The sequence below is a fragment of the Actinotignum urinale DSM 15805 genome, assembly GCF_000420445.1.
GTDB lineage: Bacteria > Actinomycetota > Actinomycetes > Actinomycetales > Actinomycetaceae > Actinotignum > Actinotignum urinale.
Genome location: NZ_ATUY01000006.1, coordinates 60,193 through 77,940 on the forward strand (window position 1 = coordinate 60,193; position 17,748 = coordinate 77,940).

14 protein-coding genes and 3 tRNA genes are annotated in these 17,748 nt (G+C 51.4%); 12 read left to right on the plus strand and 5 right to left on the minus strand.

From position 1 onward, the window contains the following. Positions 1-81: 81 nt before the first annotated feature. From G445_RS0105460 to G445_RS10880, 4 genes are all read left to right on the plus strand, one after another. Positions 82-1,818 carry an ABC transporter ATP-binding protein gene (locus tag G445_RS0105460; RefSeq protein ID WP_022866544.1) on the plus strand — a complete coding sequence of 579 codons (1,737 nt, stop codon included), beginning with the start codon at positions 82-84 and terminating at the stop codon, positions 1,816-1,818. Then, the gene (locus G445_RS09900; RefSeq protein ID WP_022866545.1) at positions 1,809-3,713 is read left to right on the plus strand and encodes an ABC transporter ATP-binding protein; all 1,905 of its coding nucleotides are present in this window, start codon (positions 1,809-1,811) and stop codon (positions 3,711-3,713) included. The genes G445_RS0105460 and G445_RS09900 overlap by 10 nt, the downstream gene beginning before the upstream one ends. A gap of 258 nt (positions 3,714-3,971) precedes the next feature. Continuing rightward, the gene (locus tag G445_RS09905; protein ID WP_084676497.1) at positions 3,972-4,796 is read left to right on the plus strand and encodes an HNH endonuclease family protein; all 825 of its coding nucleotides are present in this window, start codon (positions 3,972-3,974) and stop codon (positions 4,794-4,796) included. A 162-nt stretch (positions 4,797-4,958) separates the two neighbouring features. Further along, on the plus strand, positions 4,959-6,494 hold the full coding sequence (locus G445_RS10880; protein WP_306718315.1) for an AI-2E family transporter: 1,536 nt from the start codon (positions 4,959-4,961) through the stop codon (positions 6,492-6,494). A 91-nt stretch (positions 6,495-6,585) separates the two neighbouring features. On the opposite strand, the gene G445_RS09915 is transcribed toward G445_RS10880, so the two are convergent. The 5 genes from G445_RS09915 to G445_RS10885 all read right to left on the minus strand — a co-directional run bounded on the left by G445_RS09915 (position 6,586) and on the right by G445_RS10885 (position 12,203). Continuing rightward, a complete protein-coding gene (locus G445_RS09915) occupies positions 6,586-7,500 on the minus strand; it encodes an EamA family transporter (RefSeq protein ID WP_022866548.1) in 915 nt (304 codons plus the stop codon). 184 nt (positions 7,501-7,684) lie between these two features. Further along, entirely contained in the window at positions 7,685-8,611 is a 927-nt protein-coding gene (locus G445_RS0105485) for an AEC family transporter (protein ID WP_022866549.1), read from the minus strand. 198 nt (positions 8,612-8,809) lie between these two features. Then, positions 8,810-9,577, minus strand: a complete 768-nt coding sequence (locus tag G445_RS0105490; RefSeq protein ID WP_022866550.1) for a hypothetical protein — start codon at positions 9,575-9,577, stop codon at positions 8,810-8,812. A gap of 206 nt (positions 9,578-9,783) precedes the next feature. After that, positions 9,784-10,188 (minus strand): peptide-methionine (R)-S-oxide reductase MsrB, encoded by a 405-nt coding sequence (msrB, locus tag G445_RS0105495; protein ID WP_022866551.1) that lies wholly within the window; start codon positions 10,186-10,188, stop codon positions 9,784-9,786. Positions 10,189-10,361: 173 nt separating this feature from the next. Beyond that, positions 10,362-12,203 carry a mechanosensitive ion channel family protein gene (locus G445_RS10885; RefSeq protein ID WP_022866552.1) on the minus strand — a complete coding sequence of 614 codons (1,842 nt, stop codon included), beginning with the start codon at positions 12,201-12,203 and terminating at the stop codon, positions 10,362-10,364. A gap of 250 nt (positions 12,204-12,453) precedes the next feature. Here G445_RS10885 and G445_RS0105505 point away from each other — a divergent pair. The 8 genes from G445_RS0105505 to G445_RS0105540 all read left to right on the plus strand — a co-directional run bounded on the left by G445_RS0105505 (position 12,454) and on the right by G445_RS0105540 (position 17,643). Further along, positions 12,454-12,526, plus strand: a tRNA-Glu gene (locus G445_RS0105505). A gap of 48 nt (positions 12,527-12,574) precedes the next feature. After that, positions 12,575-12,648, plus strand: a tRNA-Asp gene (locus G445_RS0105510). Between the two features lie 35 nt (positions 12,649-12,683). Further along, positions 12,684-12,756 (plus strand) — tRNA-Phe (locus G445_RS0105515). Between the two features lie 187 nt (positions 12,757-12,943). Further along, positions 12,944-13,915 (plus strand): uridine-preferring nucleoside hydrolase UriH, encoded by a 972-nt coding sequence (gene uriH, locus G445_RS09925; protein ID WP_022866553.1) that lies wholly within the window; start codon positions 12,944-12,946, stop codon positions 13,913-13,915. A 4-nt stretch (positions 13,916-13,919) separates the two neighbouring features. Then, positions 13,920-15,338 carry a uridine transporter UriT gene (gene uriT / locus G445_RS0105525; RefSeq protein WP_022866554.1) on the plus strand — a complete coding sequence of 473 codons (1,419 nt, stop codon included), beginning with the start codon at positions 13,920-13,922 and terminating at the stop codon, positions 15,336-15,338. A gap of 239 nt (positions 15,339-15,577) precedes the next feature. After that, positions 15,578-16,564 carry a ribokinase gene (locus tag G445_RS09930; RefSeq protein ID WP_022866555.1) on the plus strand — a complete coding sequence of 329 codons (987 nt, stop codon included), beginning with the start codon at positions 15,578-15,580 and terminating at the stop codon, positions 16,562-16,564. A 90-nt stretch (positions 16,565-16,654) separates the two neighbouring features. Further along, a complete protein-coding gene (locus tag G445_RS0105535; RefSeq protein WP_026420976.1) occupies positions 16,655-17,152 on the plus strand; it encodes a phage holin family protein in 498 nt (165 codons plus the stop codon). Beyond that, positions 17,149-17,643 carry a DUF3618 domain-containing protein gene (locus G445_RS0105540; protein WP_022866557.1) on the plus strand — a complete coding sequence of 165 codons (495 nt, stop codon included), beginning with the start codon at positions 17,149-17,151 and terminating at the stop codon, positions 17,641-17,643. Before G445_RS0105535 ends, G445_RS0105540 begins: the two co-directional genes overlap by 4 nt. The last annotated feature ends 105 nt before the right edge of the window (positions 17,644-17,748 follow it).

Consider the following 17,748-nt stretch of genomic DNA (forward strand, 5'->3'; position numbering starts at 1 on the left):
TTTTGTTACCCGCGTCATCTTTGAGTTGAGAGCTTGCACCGAACCGCTTTCTCGATATTATTCCACAAGCATTGGAAACAGATGTTATTCAGGCTCCTACGTTCAGTCACCCGCACCTTTTGGCCACTGGCGTTAGGCGTTGTCGTGTTCCAAATCGGGCAAACCCTTGCCCAGCTCTACATCCCCACTCTCAACGCACACATTATCGATAGAGGTGTCGCCACCGGAAACACCTCCTATATTTGGCGCACCGGCGCTCTCATGCTCGCCCTTTCCATCGCCCAGGCGGTACTCAATATTCTCGGGATGATATGCGCAGCTAGCCTCGCCATGCGTACGGGGCGGCACCTGCGCGCACGCCTCTTTGCCCGCGTCACCGACTTCAGTGAAAAAGAAATCTCCCACTTCACTCCCGGATCTCTCATTACTCGATGCACAAACGACGTCCAAAACGTCCAACTCATGTTCAGCATGGCGTCAACCGCCTTCATTTCCGCCCCCATTTTGTGCATTGGCGGAATTATTATGGCGCTCAACCAGCGTGCCGGAATCGGGTGGATTATGGCAGTATCCGTTCCCCTACTCCTTATTATTAGCGGCGGCATTATTTCGCGCATGGTTCCCCTCTTCCGCAGCTACCAGGATCGCCTCGACGCAGTTAACCGCATTTTCCACGAACAACTCACCGGCATCCGTGTCCTTCGCGCTTTTGTCCGAGAAGATACGGAACGCGCCCGCTTCAGTCAAGCAAATCGCGATATTACATCGGTTTCCTTCAAAGTTGGGCAACTCTTCGTCATGATTTTCCCGCTTGTTATCGTTGTCCTCAACATCACCGTCGTCGGCGTGTACTGGTTTGGCGCCTTCCAGATCGAGGCGGGCACAACAAATATAGGTACCCTCATTGCCTATATGACCTACCTCATGATGATTCTGTCCGGCATTATCCAAATGAGTTTCGTCTCCTTACTCCTCCCCCGCTCCTCAGTTTCTGCCGAGCGCATCGGAGAAGTTCTTGATACGACGACGAGTATCAGCGCCCCAACCTCCCCAAAAACTCAGCTTTTGCGGCGTGGCGAAGTGGAATTCAAGGACGTCATCTACTCGTACCCAGGGGCACAGTCCCCGGTGATTAGCGATTTTTCACTCCGCGTTGCTCCCGGCACGACCCTTGCGATTCTCGGGGCAACAGGTTCAGGAAAAAGCACACTCATTCATATGATTACGCGCTTGATTGACGCAACCGAAGGAAGCGTATCCGTTGGTGGTGTTGACGTGCGAGAACTTGACCCCGAAGTCCTTTCCGCCACCATCGGTTTTGTCCCCCAACAGTCCTATCTTTTCGCAGGAACCGTGCGAAGCAATCTTCTTTTTGGACGCAAGGACGCAAGCGACGAAGAGATGTGGGAGGCGCTACGAATCGCACAAGCCGAAGATTTTGTGCGCGAAATGGAAGGCGGGCTGGACGCGCCGATTTCTCAGGGCGGAACGAATGTTTCTGGCGGTCAACGCCAACGCCTATCGATTGCTCGCGCCATTATCCACCAGCCCGATATTTTCCTTTTCGACGATTCCTTCTCCGCCTTGGACACCGAAACTGAGGCGCGGTTACGTGAGGGTTTGGCCGGGCATGCGCCTGGAGCGTCGAAAATCGTCGTCGCATCTCGTGCTTCAACTGTTCGGGAGGCCGATCACATTATTGTTGTGGAATCCGGGCGTATTGTGGGCGAAGGTCGGCACGCGACGCTCATGGAGACCTGCCCGGAATACCGCGATATTGTTGATTCCCAGTTGGGGGTGGATGCATCATGTCGATGAGTTCCATGCGACTTCAAAAGCCCACCCATTTTTGGGAGTCGTTCCGGCGTATGCTCGGCATTTTTGTGCCGTGGAAATGGCGGATTGTGGTGGCAACGATTGGTGGCGGAATCTGGGCGGCCACAAATATTTCAGCGCCCCTCCTGTTGGGTGCGATAACGAACACGATTTTTGAAGGCGTTTTTTCGCGGAATATTCCTGCGGGGATGTCGAAGGCGCAAAGCGTTGCGCTACTGCGCGAAAGCGGGCACGAAAATATCGCCTCCATGGTTGACGCAATGGATATTGTGCCCGGGCAAGGTATTGATTTTCACCGGCTCGGCTGGCTTGCCGTGGCGCTTATCGTGCTGTATCTGTTCGGCAATTTCGTGAACTATGCGGTTGGTATAACGATGAATCGCGTGATTGCGCGAGGCATGTTCCATCTTCGCGAGCGCGCCGAAAAGAAAATCCACACTCTTCCGCTGTCCTCGATTGACGGCCAGAAGCGTGGCGACGTCATGTCCAGGGTCACGAACGACATCGACAATATGACAACCTCTCTACAGCAAACACTGTCCAGTTTGATCACGAATATTTTGTGGGGCCTGGGTTTGATGGTGATGATGCTGGCCGTGTCCTGGAAGTTGGCGCTGGTTGTCATGTTGATGTTACCGTGCAGTTTCCTCATGGTTGGCCTGATTGGGCCTCGCTCCCAAAAGGCGTATGTGAAGCAGTGGCAGGCAACAGGTACGCTCAACGGGCGCATTGAGGAAAGTTTTTCTGCCCACGCCCTGGTTCACGCTTACGGGCAGAAAGATTCCCAGATGGCTCATTTCCGTCAGGAAAATGAGGAGATGTATTCAGCGTCTTTGCGCGCTCAGATTCTGGGCGGTTTAATGATGCCGATTATGATGTTCACCGGTTTGCTCACGTTTGTGGGTGTTGCGGTTCTTGGCGGTGTGCAGGTGGCTTCCGGGCAGTTGCGCTTGGGCACGGTTCAGGCGTTCATCCAGTTTTCGCAGCAGTTTAATCAGCCGATGAACACGATTTCCATGTCGATTACGGTGTTGCAATCCGCGGTTGCGAGTGCGGAACGTGTTTTTGAGATTTTGTTATCCGACGACGAAACGCCTGATTCGCCTGACGCTCCAGAACTTGTTCCTGGGCCTGGGCGTATTGTGTTTGAGAATGTTGATTTTTCTTATCGAGAAAACCAGCCCCTCATTGAAGATTTGAATCTTGAGGCTAAGCCCGGGCAGACCGTTGCTATTGTTGGCCCGACGGGTGCCGGTAAAACAACTCTGGTGAACCTCATTATGCGTTTTTACGATATTGACGGTGGCAGGATTTTATTGGATGGGCAGGATATTGCCGAGTTGCGACGTAAAGACGTGCGTGGCCAGATTGGTATGGTGCTACAAGATCCGTGGCTGTTCCAGGGAACGATTCGGGAAAATATTCGTTACGGACGTGCTGATGCGATGGATGAGGATGTTGTGGCGGCCGCGAAGGCGACGTTTGTGGATCGTTTCGTTGCCAGCCTCCCGGATGGTTACGACACGGTTATAGAGGAGAATGCCGCGAATGTGAGTGCCGGGGAACGCCAGTTGATTACGATTGCGCGCGCGTTTATTTCAAAGCCGGCGATTCTCATTTTGGATGAAGCGACGAGCAATGTGGATACTCGTACTGAAGTGTTGGTGCAACGCGCCATGGCTGCGTTACGTGAAGGGCGCACGAGTTTCATTATTGCCCACAGGCTTTCCACGATTCGCGATGCGGACGTCATCCTTGTTATGGAAAAGGGTCGAATTGTGGAGCAGGGGAAGCACGAGGATTTGCTCGGCAAACAGGGCGCCTATTGGAAGCTCTACCAGGCGCAGTTCGCCGGGCTCACCGAAGAGGACTCATAACAACACTCGCGGAAGGCCACAACACAACCTTTATCCTGCATTCGCAATTTTTCCTATTTTGCACCGCGCACACTCCCTCCCTGCACAAATTCACGACCTTCGCCCATTATGCACGCACGAACCAAACTCCCTCCCTAGATTTCCAATATGCACACGACAATGTGGACAGAGTTATCCATAGGTTTTTGCGAATGGGCTTTGTCCACAATCGCATGTGGAAGCTCGGCATTTTTCGTCGTCGTAGAATAAACTCAAGATATGCGCAGGCACTCTTCAAGAAACTTTACGCGGTATGGCTCTGAAACCCGCTCCTACGGGTTGGAGAACCCTGAAGGGGACGGGACTAGTAAGTGGGGTCGTAGGGGGCATATTACCTACGTCATCTCGGCCATTCTCCTTCTCATAGGCGCTCCCCTTGTTTACCTGGCTTACCTAGATAACCCTCAGTTATTTCATTGGGGTTCGCATGCAATTGTGCAACCGGAAGACGCGCAACCAGGAACAGCTCTTTCTTTGCTTGCGGATATTCCGGTGAAGGGGCGCGCACCGAAAACCGGTTACGCACGCGAAAATTTCGGTACGCCATGGGCGGATGAGGATCGCAACGGGTGCGATACACGTAACGATATTTTGCGTCGCGACTTGAAAAATGTGACGACAAAGCCCGGAACACGAGATTGCGTTGTCACATCAGGTACACTCCAGAGCCCCTACACGAATGAAACCATTAATTTTAAGCGTGGCCCGAAAACCAGCACAAAGGTTCAAATCGATCATGTTGTTGCCTTGTCCGATGCCTGGCAAAAAGGTGCGCAACAGTTGGATCCGGTTCTTCGCCAAAAATTTGCTAATGACCCGATGAATCTTTTAGCTGTGGACGGACCATCCAATCAGCAGAAGGGCGACGGAGACGCGGCAACATGGCTTCCCAAAAATAAGGCTTTCCGATGCCAATATGTGGCGCGCCAAATCGGGGTGAAGCACAATTACCATCTGTGGGTAACAAAAGCCGAGCGCGAGGCAATGGTTAAAGTACTGAGTGCTTGCCCCACGCAAAAAGTTCCCGGAAGGAGCGCTATCTAACAACTGCACGGGCAAACTATATCCCGTCGTCCTTTCGCGGGCAGGCCACACCTCCGTCGTCCTTTCAGCACATTTTTCCTTAACCCTCACGAAAATAGGTAACCAAGCACACGTAGGGCAACAACGTGGCAGTTTATGCGCAAAACCATCACGCTCGTTAAAATGAAGTCTATGAAGGAAACTGTTGCCGACATGTCCATGTTTAAACGCATGAAGAAGCGTGCGCTCTCCATCGCGACTCAGCATAAAGAGGTCGAACGCAAAGCACGTGAAGCTACCTTGAAATTTGAAAAAGATGCGGAAAGAAAAGCACAAGCATACGGAGCAGATGACCAAGAAACACAAATACATTATGTAAAAACGGCACCTCGCGGAGTGCAACCTACACTCTATCGCTGGGGTGTCGCGGCATGGTCCATTATCGGTATTGCTGTAACAATCGGCGGTATTTTCTATGCTATTGACGTTCTGCGGTGGGTCTTTGTTGGGCTCTTCATCGCTTTCATTCTCACCTCGCTCCTTCAACCTGCCGTGAATTTTCTTAACCGAATAATGCCACGAGGATTAGCCACGGCAACCACTCTTATCGGTTTTATTTTCGGATTTTTTGCTCTTATTTTCTGGATTATTGGTTCTGTTGCGAGCCAATGGGGTATTCTCAGTAGCCAAATTTCGGAGGGTCTCGACGGCCTGTTCGACTGGATTGCTAACGGCCCACTCCCCGTCAATATTACGGTGGAAGAATTGCGTCACGGCGTGATGGATGGTTTGGAACGAGCAAGCAAATTTTTGCAAGACAATGCGGGCTGGGTTGCCTCCACAGCCCTCTCCCAAGCATCCTCAGTATTCCTGATAGGAACCATTTTGGTTCTCGCCCTTTTCTGCGCCATTTTTTTCCTTGCTTCGGGGAAGAAAATGTGGCTGTGGGCTCTTAATCTTCTGCCCGCCAAACACCGTAGGCGCGTTCACGCCGCGGCAACAGCCGGCTGGTATTCTTTCTCAGGTTATGCACGTGGAACGATTTTCGTCGCTGTTTCTGATGGTTTCCTCGCAGGCGTTCTGCTCTTTATTTGCCAGGTTCCACTCGCAGCACCTCTAGCCGTTCTCGTCACTATGGGCGCTTTTATCCCCATGTTTGGTGCCCCTATCACCATGATTATTGCCGCGCTTGTTGCCCTTGCAACAAAGGGGCCAACAACAGCATTGATTATTATGATCGGCGTTGCGCTTATTGCGCAGTTTGAGGGCAATGTTTTGCAACCCTTGGTTATGGGACACCAGGTCTCCCTCAACCCCGTTGTGATTGCTGTTGGCGTGACGGCCGGTACGTTCGCTGCGGGACTACTCGGAGCAGTTGTCGTTATTCCACTCCTCTCCATTTGCTGGGAAGTCTATAAAGTTTTGAGGCCGACCCCGGATCGCGCGCTCCTCGATTTGCCAACGCTGACATTGAAAGATTTAGCGGGCACAGCAGTCGCAAAGAATATGGTGGACGTTGATAATTCGGATTTGAACACCTCCGCTGAGAACGAACCTTCGGCAGTGTCCGCGCGTTCGGCATCTCATCCAGAAACGGGGGAAACACTCGACGCTGTCCCGACTGGGGACGATTCACCGTATATCGTCGTACCACCACCGACGAGACGTGCCGACCCGAAAAATCCTCGCCCGGAATTAGAAGATTCCATTAACGACTAGCGAGCCCTCACTTTACGTTACGCCCATTGCAACCCGCGCCCTTTGAGCATGAGGGCTCTAGGAAACCTTTTCGTCGCCCATCCGTAACGAATCAGGATTCTTGAGGGAATGCTTTTTCGTCGTCCTTTTCTTTATGCGGGAAAGACGTAATGGCCACAGCGTTACATACGAGCAACAATCCGAGGGCCTCACCAATTGTTGGAATATGTCCGAGCACAAAGAATCCGGCAATCATTGATGTTGCAGGAAGAAGTGAAGCATATAGGGCAAACAGCGGAGCCGTGAGCCCACGCATAATAATAAGCTGTAGCACAAACGGGAACACGGAACTCGATAGTGCGACGATAACGATACTTCCGATAATGTCCCATCCGGCAACCATATGGGGAATCGCGGGTGCTCCCAGCGGGGAATAACATACGGCGGCAATCATTAAACCAAGCGTCAAATGGTCAATCCCGTGTCCGGTAACCGCGACTTTCCGGCCCAAAACCATATACACAATCCACCACGTTCCGGCGAGTACAGCGAATCCCATTCCTGCCGGGACGCCCGCTTTTGCCATATCCACTCCGCCCCACGAAATAGAAAATACGCCGACGAGCGCTAGCAGAATCGCGACGCGAACTCGCCACCCTTTGCCTGCAATAACAGCCATAATCACGGGGCCTATATATTCGAGTGCGACGGCGCTTCCCATGGGGATTCTGGCGAGGGCTTCATAGAAGGAGATGTTCATTGCGCCTAAAGATAGCCCAAATGCGGCCGTGAGCCCCAGGAGTTTCCATGAATATTCTCGAAGCATAGCAACGATGTGGGGTGCCCGGAACGCGAAAAGTATGATGGCGGAAATGGTGAAACGCCCCCATGCTACACCAAGAACAGGCACCCGATCATACAGGGTGACACCCAATCCTGAACCGGAATATTCAACGATTCCGTCGAGGAGGAAAAGGAGTGGCGCCCAGTTGTGTTGCCATGTGCGGCGTGGTGCGTTTTCCATCATGTGCTTTCTTTATTGCGGGTAGTGTTTCCACGGTTAGGCATTTGTTTGCATCGTATATAGTCTTACGCTTTGCGTATATTTTTACATTGTGCGAACAGTCTTGCACTTTCGGAACATTTTTCGCGTCGCGAACGGTGCGCAAGCAATCTTTAGAATTTGGCGGGCGTCGCGGACGTTACATTATTTATGCTGTGTGGAATACCACAGCGATTCCTAGGATAACTGCGAGGCTGACGAAGGTCGTAATAATGACGGCGTCTCTGGCTAGCCCCACATTTGCGTGGTATCTGTGTGCGAAAACGAAAACGTTGTTGGCGGTGGGGAATGCGCCAACAATCATGAGGCTCATGAGTTCTTTGCCAGTCACCCCCATGGGCATTGCGGAAAGCCACACGAGTAGCGGACCTCCGATGCACCGCATCACTATTCCTAGGAGCAGTGTGGCTGCGTCGTGCCCCCATTTCGGGATATGTGATCCGCGCAGGGAGATTCCCATGGCGAGGAGAATAATGGGGACGTTTGCTTTACCCATCATGTCGAGGGGGCTTTCAATAACTGCGGGTATGGGTATTTTCACTATTGATACGACGAGTCCCGCGAGCACGGCGATAAGTAGCGGGTTCGTCATCATTCGCGCAAGCGCCTTCATTATCCCGCCAGAATTTCTTCCGGTTTGCCAGTCGAGGACGGCGAAGAAGAAGGGAAGAAGGACAACGATTTGGAACAGAAGAATGGGTGCCACCGCGGTGGCGTCTCCCGTAATGGCAACAAGGAATGCAATACCAAGGTTTCCGATATTCGTGTAGCAGGCGGTGAGCATCCCCACGGTGAGTTCCGTTCCCCGAATATTCAGCAGGTAACGTCCAATAAGGGCATAGAGTAGGGCGGCGCCCACGGCGGAGATAATATTTGTGGTGCCGACAGCGGAAAAGACTGCCGCGGGATCCCCGTGGCTCACCATAACAAAAATGAGCGCGGGAAGGGTGCTGGCGAAGGCAAGTTGTGTAAGGACGCGATCTGTTCCCTTGGGCACAACATTTGTTCGTGCAAGAATATAGCCGACCAGAATAATCGCTATAATGCCCCAGAAATTTAACAGTATCGTGCTCATAGCGTCTTTGTGCTTCGTAAAATTTAGCCTTTTTATTCAGTTCCGTTTCAATATTTTAGGCTTATTTTAAGGAAGTTTCGAGGTTGGCCACGTGCTGGCATCTCCCGCACGTGTTACGGTTTCTTTCTTTTTTCGGGTTTATTCAACGACGATATTCGCCCGTATCGCTCAGAAACGTTTCACCACAAACCCACAGACTTATTCAACGACGATATTCGCTCGTATCGCGCGGTGGTCGGAAATGGGCAGGAGTGTGTTTTCTGCGTGCGCTATCTTTGCGTTGTATGCAAGAATTTCGTTGTTTTGACTTTCGGGGTGAAGCGCAGGATACGTGAGGGCTTGTGCGCGTTGAGGGTAAGGAAGGTTTGCTTCTCCAAGAAAGACTCGGGGTGCGCCCTGTTGGCCTTGCCCTCTGGCAAATCTTTCGAAACTTTTGTGGAGGAAACGTTGTTGTACAGCGCGAACTTCGGGTGTTGGGGATAATTGCGCTGTTGCGACAAGAACAGTTTGGCCACCCACATTGACGTTAGCGAATATGGCGGTTCGGTGTGTTTCGCCGAGATTAAGGCGAGTTCGCAGTGTTCGTAGCCAGCTTTCTTCAGGGTGGTGGCTCGGTATGTCAATGACGGAACAATCCATTATGGGGTAGACGGACGCTAAGGCTATGCCTGTTCCGCGAGCAATGTTATGTGCGGTTGCTTTCTTTCTTAGACACCCGTGTTTGCTGGGCGCAAATATGCTTGATCTATAGTTTCCAGCCGCAATAATTCGCGAGTACAGTAGCCCTTCTTTCGCGTTATCGTTGATGTCTTGGAATGCGATAATGTGGGGTGAAATGCGGGAAATCTGCTGTGCGGTTTTCTCTATACAGTGTTTTTTCCACGTTAGAGCATCCATCCCTTCCCTCGGTGCTTCCCAGGGCTTTCCGCCACTTAGGTTTGCGCTCATGACGTGAAGGACTGCCATTATTTTCCCCTTTTTTCACTGTTGTGCAGATGTTCCATCATATCTGTTTGATTGTGTGGCGTCTGCATTTTCAGCGCAGAACTAACCCGGTTGTTCGCTCTCTTGACACAGCCTTTTCGGCTAACTTCTGTTCATCCTATCCTCTTCACGATTGCCACGCGAATAGAATAACGCCCTCTCCAATCCATGCCAGCATTTTCGACGGCCTAGCCTTTACGCGGACTAAAGCTGAGCGCTACCGAGTTCATACAATATCTTTGCCCTGTTGGGGTCTGCGGGGCGTCAGGAAAAACGTGCCCTAGGTGTGAATCGCAACGTTTGCATCGGACTTCAACTCGGGGATACCCGAGTTTGTAATCGACGTCTGTTATCACGGCGTCGCTGTTCATGGGGTCGTAAAAACTTGGCCATCCGCATCCGGCATCGAATTTCGTTTCCGACGCAAAAAGGATGTTTCCGCATGCTTTACATGAATAAACGCCCTGCCTATTTTCGTCAAGGAGTTCGCCCGTAAAGGGGCGTTCTGTTCCTGCTTGGCGTAGCACCGTAAATTCTGCTGGCGTGAGCACGCGAGCCCATTCTTCATCTGTTTGTGGAAGCATATTATCCATCATTTTCCCTCCGCTATCGATTATTCACTACCTCTATTTTTTTCATTTGCGCATTTGCGCATTTCCGCTTCTGCACATTTGCGACTTTCCGCTTCTGGTTTGCTGCCAGGTTTCGTAGGTGTTTATCCAACGATCCAGCCTCTTTCATGACAAACCGAACCGCTCGCCTTGCTCTAGTCTCGGCTTTCCTTCACGTCAATACTTTGTGTTTTCTTGTCGTTTTCTTCTTTTACCTGTTCTTCGCCTTCACGTTCGGGGCCTGCGAATTCGTGGCCAAGTTTCTCCGCTTCTTCGGATCCGGTAAAGATAGAAGATTCGTGCCCGGGTTTAACAGCGTTGGTTTCCGCAGTGTCCCTTAACTGTTCCTTAAACCTTTCTTCGATGCTGACTCGATGCGGTACATTCGCGTTGTCTTCTTTGGAAGCCGTTATAGGCGTGTTTTTCACCGCCCCAGTAATATGTTTTTCTTCTTTTATATCTTTAGACGTTTCTTTTCGTTTATTTTTTCCTCTTCGATTAAATAACGTAGAAGCAATATCTTTTTTCGACCATGCTTTCTTCTTTTTCCCGGTAGCCTTTTTTACTTGCTGCTTCTTTTTGGCAACATATTTCGCTACCGATTCAGCTCCCATAACTGATGTGGGTGTCAAATCAGCCGTCCGTGGCCCCCTATTTCCCCCTAATGCTTCGCGCGCTTCTTCTCTCTCCCGTTCTTCTTGCAATTCTTGAGCTTTTTTGTGCATAAGGTACACGTCACTAAAGGTATCATCCACGGTTGCCGGCCCACTACTTTCCGCAATTTGTCCATAGTTGCGCGTATGGATAAAGAATCCCACGGGCTGCTCTTGCATCCACGCAATCATTCTTTCGCGAACCATATTCCGCAAATCCATCAGCTCTCCGGGTGTTGCCGCGGAAACAACGGCATTTATTTTCAACCCGAAATGTTCCGAAGAATCTGCGACGACGAGGGTTCCCGTTCGCCCATCCCACAAGTCACTATCGGCAAGAATTCGTTCAAGCTCCTTACGCATTGCCGGGATATTTGCCCGCCAATCCACCCTGAATTCCACAGTTCCCATCAGTTCCGCAGTTTTTCGCGTCCAATTTTCGAAGGGTGTGGACACCATTTTGTGTGAGGGAACAATAAGCCTGCGCCCATCCCACACCTTCAACACAACATAGGAGAGGGTGATTTCTTCAACCGTAGACATTTGTTTATCCCACATCACAATATCCGCGAGCCGTATGGAATCTGAGGTTGCCAGCTGAAGCCCGGCAAAAATATTTCCCAACGAGTTTTGTGCCGCAATACCAACAACCAGGGAGACAATACCGGCTGAGGCAAAGAGCGAGGCGCCCGCAGCCCGCGCGGCCGGGAAAGTTATGAGCATGGCCGCAACACCGACCACACAAATGACAGCATTGACCACCCGTCGTAAAACCTGAATTTGGGTTTGGGCGCGTTTCTTACGCCCCTCCGCAACCTGAGAAATAATGGCGATATATCCCGACGCCACGCCGTTAATCGCGCCGCAAATCAACCACGTAATCCCGCCTATACAACAGATAAGCAGGAAGTGTTGCATCCCCGGCCCCCAGGTAGGCTGGTTTTCTTGCGAAAAACGGGCAAGGTACTGAACCAGCCCCATCCGCCCACAAAACGTGGCAAGCGTAAAATACAGGGGACGTTTAATCCCTTGAATGGCTCCAAGAATCGTCTGACTCTTCCTGAAAATCGCCTTACTTAAAGTAATAATAATGATGCCGACAATCCAACCGACCGCCGCACTCGCAACAGAAACAAGGAGGAGTTGCGCAATATCAACGGTGGCTGCAACCGCGTTCTCCGCAGCCTCCTTCACATCATCCAAGTTTTTGATACTCGGATCAGAGCTTGGATTCGCAGATGGCGCCCCAGAAGGCTTATCCATCACAAAACGAAAAGCGCGCGCAGAGAGCCCCCTGGCACCACCCGCATCGAGAGCATTGAAAGGCTGAACTAAAAACGTCATGCCTCAACTCTATCTGCTACCTCCCGCATTAAAAATCGCACGAACTCAATGTGCCCAGATTCTCCTCAGTTTTTAGGGACGACGACGGAAACGGCGTTCATTCTCCCCATATTTTCCCCTCTTTTTCCCTCATAATTCACGCCAAGGCTCAATGTGGTTCACCTCATAAGGATAAAATTTGCCAAGTCTTAAACTTTATGAGTAAGCTATAGGAGTTCTCTCGAGAGGGGGAACGGAGCAAAGTCTCCACGCCCCCATCGTCTAGTGGCCTAGGACGCCGGACTTTCACTCCGGTAACACGGGTTCGAATCCCGTTGGGGGTACGCTATACAGAACAAACCGTATAGTATAGGCTATTTGATAGCTCAAATGGCCCCGTAGCGCAGTTGGTTAGCGCGCCGCCCTGTCACGGCGGAGGTCGCGGGTTCAAGTCCCGTCGGGGTCGCGGATAATCACCCGGGAAACCGGGTGTTTTCATCTGGCTCTGTAGCTCAGTTGGTAGAGCGTTCGACTGAAAATCGAAAGGTCACCGGATCGACACCGGTCGGAGCCACAATAAACTCCTCGGAAACTCCCGAGGAGTTTTTGCATATCGCTTTTTTAATACAACTCATTTCTGGTGCAGTGAGTTACTAGTCTAATATAGTGAGATACCCGGGAAATTTTCCTACTGAATTCAATGAAGGATCTGACCCCGCGTATCTGAGTAGTCATTCCAACCAATGAAGTGAGGAAATAACATGAGCGCTCCACGTAAAATAATTCTTGATTGCGACCCCGGGCATGATGATGCCGTCGCAATGATTCTTGCCTACGGAAACCCGGATATTGACCTAGTCGCCGTAACAACAGTTTCAGGCAACCAGTCACTAACGAAAGTCACTCGCAACGCCCTTTCCGTCGGAACAATCTGCGGAATTAAGGGAATTCCCTTCGCTGCCGGTGCCGATCGCCCCATTGTTCGCCCCCTCGAATATGCCCCGGATATTCACGGCGATAGCGGCATGGATGGCCCCGAACAGCCCGAAAAATCAACTATTGAACTCGATCCACGCCACGCAGCACAGCTGATTATTGATGTTGTCATGGCTCACGAACCGGGCGAAATCACACTCGTCCCCACAGGCGCCCTCACAAATATCGCCTTGGCTGCCCGCATGGAACCAAAGATCGTTGAGCGCGTCCGTGAAGTCGTCCTCATGGGTGGCGGTTACCACGTCGGCAACTGGTCCCCCGTTGCCGAATTCAATATCAAGATTGATCCCGAAGCTGCCCACATCGTGTTTAACGAAAAGTGGCCCGTCGTCATGGTCGGTTTGGATCTTACCCATCAGGCGCTGTGCACGCCGGATGCCGTCGAAAAGATCGAAAAGGTGGGAACCGGCCCAGCGAAATTCGTCCGCGAACTCATGGACTTCTTTGCAGAAACCTACAAAGACGCGCAGGGCTTCGATTACCCGCCGGTTCACGATCCGTGCGCTGTCGCATACATTATTGATCCAACAATTGTGAAAACCCAGAAGGTTCCCGTCGATATTGAACTCACAGGAACCCTCACTCTTGGCATGACGGTCGCCGATTTCCGTGCACCTGCACCGGAAGACTGCCACACCTGGGTGGCCACAGAATTGGATCACGGACGTTTTTGGGATCTCATTGTGGATGCCCTTGAACGTATTGGCGAAGGCGGCATGACCGCAGAAATGAAGTAGCCCTATGAACACTAAATCTCAGCACGCCTCCTCAGGACATGTGGCATCACTCGTCACAGCGCTCCTTGTTGCGTGTATTGCCTTCCAACTCAACGCCTCCATGTTGAGCCCCGCCCTGGCAACCATGGCTAAAGAGCTCAACACAACAGACACAAATATTGGCATTAGCCAAACGTGGTATTTCACGACGGCAGCCATGTTCTCCCTCTTCTTGCCACGCCTCTCCGATATTATTGGGCGCCGCAAAACACTTGTGGGAATGATGGCTCTAACGGCCATCGGTTCTGTTGTGTCCGCCTTGGCCCCGAATATTACGTGGCTGTTTGTCGGCCGTATTATTCAAGGCGTTTCAGGCCCGACGGTTCCGATTTGCTTGCTGATGTTGCGCCACGCAATCACGGATAACAAGAAGTATGGAACACTCATGGGCCTTGTTCTTGCGGTCAATGGTGGTATCGCTGGTATTGACGCATTCCTTGGCGGTTGGCTTGTTCAGCATTACGGCTTCCGCTCCATTTTCTGGTTCATGGTTGCTATTGCCGCCTTCGCCACAGTTTTCGTTCTCTTCGCCGGTGCCGAATCCGCACCTCAAGCGGGAACGAAGATGGACTGGATTGGCGTTATCCTCATCGTCGCCGGTGTCGGAACGATATTGACGGCTTTGAACGACGCTCCAAGCCTCACAAAAGCCGAGTCCTACAATCAAGCAACGCTCATTAAGGTTCTTGTCCTTCTTGCCGTTGGCATTGTGTGCTTCATTCTCTTCTGGTTCCAGGAGAAGCGCGCGGGTAAGCCCATGGTTGAAGTGCACCACCTGAAGGAACGTGGAACATGGGCAACCCTGCTCACCACAGTGCTCACAATGACGGGTATTTTCGCCCTGATTAACGGCATTGTTCCGGCATTTGCGCAAGAAAAGTCCCCTGGTTTCGCTGTTTCGGCGACGATGGTCGCGGTGGCGATTCTCGCTCCGTATGCTCTGCTCGGCTGGGCTTTCGGCCCGATTTCGGGACGTCTTGCTCCGACGGTTGGTTACACAACGCTACTTCGCTGGGGCATGATTGGTTCAGCAATTTCCGTTGTGGTTATCGTATTCTTCGGTTTGACGTCCTTCCCGGTGATGATTGCGGGTGCCTGCCTGTTGGGTATCACCTACGCGGGTTGTGTGAACATTATGTTGAACGGCCTTGGCGTGGCGCTTTCCCCGAAGGACAACCCCGGTTTCCTCCCGGGCATGAATGCCGGCGCTTTCAATCTTGGCGCGGGCCTCAGCTTCCTTATCTTGCCGGCCGTTAAGGACGGTTTCGTAGCTCAGGGAACGATGGGCGCCTACAAGATTACCTTGGTTGTTGGCCTTGTCATTCTCCTGCTTGCTTTGGCAACGTCCTTCCTCATTCCTCGCCCTGTGGATCAGGAAGCATAGACTCATCTATCGTCGAAACTTTTTCGTCGTAGAAAATGTAGTCGTAGAAAAGTAACGGTATGCAGTGCGGGCGGCATTTCGTCCGCACTGCTACTTTTCTCTGAGGTTTTCTCCCTTAACCCTGAGAGCCTGCTCCTTTTTTCCTCTTTGAGTTCGCATATTTTTTTGAGAAAAGATACCCTTGTACTAAAGCTCCACACAGGCGTGGACGTTCTGTACGTACATACGAAAGGCTTCCCATGACAACTGCTCCCGCACCAAACCCCATTCTTGTGGTTGGCTCACTGAATGCCGACCTCGTTATCCGTACCGAACGCATTCCCGGGCCAGGTGAAACTGTTCACGGACACGATTTCACGACGATGCCTGGTGGCAAGTCAGCAAACCAGGCGGCAGCGGCGGGAAATTTGGGTGCTCGCGTCACCATGATAGGCGCTGTAGGAAACGATGCTCACGGAACAATGCTGTTGCGTTCGCTGACCGCCAAGGGCGTCGATATTAGTGGCATCCATAAGTTTGAGGATACCCCCACGGGCGTCGCTATCATTACTGTTGAAGAAAGCGGGCAGAACAATATTGTTATTGATGCCGGCACGAATGGCCTGATTTGGCCGAATACTATTGTTGAGAATCGTAAGCTTTTCGAGGGTGTTTCGGTGGTGTGCCTTTGCCTGGAAATCCCCGAGGTAGCTGTGAAAGCTGCTGCGGAAGAAGGTCAACGCCATGATGCCACTGTCATTTTAAATCTTTCCCCCTATGCTGAAGTTTCTCCAGAACTTATTGCCGCAACCGATATTATTCTCGTGAACGAACACGAATGTGCACAGTTCTTGGGTGGGACGGCGGTTCCTCCGCCCGACGCTCCCAACGAAGCCTGGCTGCCCGTATTGGATGCGTTTGTTGAGATTGGCATTCCCCAGGCTGTTATTACCCTTGGTTCCGACGGTTCCGTAGTTTTGGATAGCACCGCTGAGGAAAAGGTGCATCGTATTCCGGCGCGCAAGGTTGTTGCCGTTGATACGACGGGAACAGGGGACGCTTTCTTCGGCGCTTTCGCCTTCCGCATTGCCCAGGGAGATTTGATTCAAACCGCGGCGAAATACGCTTCAGTGACCGCATCCATTGCCGCAACACGTCACGGCGCTCAGCCGTCGTATCCTACGGCTAAGGAAGTTGCCACTATTATTGCTGAAGATGTTGCGTTACAGCCATCTGAGGATGCCTAATTTATTCCGTTTTCACTCTATCTGTTTCGCATTGAAGGAATGTGAGAGAGAATAGGGGGAGCACACCCGTGTAGCCGTGAAAGGGTCATAATGAGTTTACGTAAGGAATCATCTAGTTCTGGCCAATCGCGTCCCTCTACCAATGAGGGCTTCGTATCAATGGATAGTGGACAGGCGCGCGAAAACGTCGCAAAAGCCTCTGAGCAACGTAGCGTCGGTGAATTATTTGCGACGGTGACGTCTCAATTTTCCTCACTTGTCCACGACGAAATTGAATACACGAAAAAGAGTTACAAGCATAAAATTCTCAACCTGGGTAAGGGCGGGGTTCTTTTAGCTGTAGCCGGCGTGCTTTCCCTCTTCATGTTCGGTTTCATTCTTCACACGATTGCCGCGGCGTTTAAGGCGTTGTGGTGGGGGCACTGGTGGGCAGGCTATTTGTCCGTAGCTGTTATCCTTCTGGTCTTTATTCTCATTCTTGCGGGTGTCGGCATTGCCATGTTGAAGAAGTCGGGTACATACAAAACTGATTTTGCTGGCAACATGTCAGAGAATGTAGATGCGGTAAAGAAAGGTTTGGCAAAATGAGTTTTCATGATCGTAGCCCGGAAGAAATTCGCCGAGACATTGAACGTACTCGCGTTGAATTGACGAACACCGTTAATGAGTTGGTTAACCGCCTCGATCCACGTGTTGTGACAAAGAATGTCGCCAATTCAGCTAAAGAAAAAACGCTTTCCGTAGCTGAAACCGTGAAGGAAAAAGTGATTGACGCGAAGGATATTGCGCGTGCTAAGGCGCACGACATGGTTGATGCCGTACGCGATGTTGCCCAGGATGTGAAGTCCTCTGTCGCTTCTTTCTCCGATGAAGATACGACGAATGAGGGCGCTGTTTCGTCGGGCAAACATGCTTATGATACGTATCCGGAAGAACGTTCTGGTTTTTCCGGTTTTGTGTCGGGCGTGGTTAATGATGCTCGTGAGGGCGAGCCTAAGGCTCTGGGCATTATTGCCGGTGCCGGTATTGCGGTTCTTGGAGTGGCAGTTCTTACAATTTCTCGGTGGCGTAGGCGCTAAACATATGCCGAGTATGTGTGGTAAAGCTTTTCTAGTTCACACTTTTCAGGATATGTAGCATATGTTAAGGTTTTACCGCTAATATAGTGAAGAGAAAATACCAGG